The following is a 412-nucleotide window of genomic DNA, read 5'->3' as shown; positions in this document are numbered from 1 at the left end:
CATGTATAGTTCTTTCTTTATTCCCTTTACCCATTTCTTTTATATTTCCTTTTTCTTTTTTTTTTGTTCTTTTCTTTATTTTACTCTCTTCCTTCTCTCTTTTACCTGTTTTTTTTTTTTTTTCTAACTCTGCTTTTTCTCTTTCTTCTTTTTTTTTTTTTTTTCTTTTTTTTTCTTTTTTTTTTTTCTCTCTTTTTTTTTTTTTCTTTTCTTCTCTTTTTTCTTTCTTTTTTTTTTTTTTCTCTTCTTTTTCTCCTTTTTTTTTTTTCTCTCTTTTTCTTTTCTTTTTTTCTTTTTTTTTTTCTTTTGTTTCATCTTTTTCTCTCTCTCCCCTTTTTTTTTCTTCTTCTTTTTTTTTCTTCTCTTTTCCTGCTGCTCCTTCTTTTCTTCCTTGTTCTTTTTTATTATTTTT

General features: G+C 22.6%; 1 pseudogene. It reads right to left on the bottom strand.

From position 1 onward, the window contains the following. Nucleotides 1-412 (bottom strand): annotated as a pseudogene (locus CRV03_RS14375) (hypothetical protein); the annotation flags it as partial.

The organism is Arcobacter sp. F155, from assembly GCF_004116455.1.
GTDB lineage: Bacteria > Campylobacterota > Campylobacteria > Campylobacterales > Arcobacteraceae > Halarcobacter.
The sequence above is the reverse complement of the archived record's forward strand: the minus strand, read 5'-3'. Positions and strand labels throughout refer to the sequence as shown.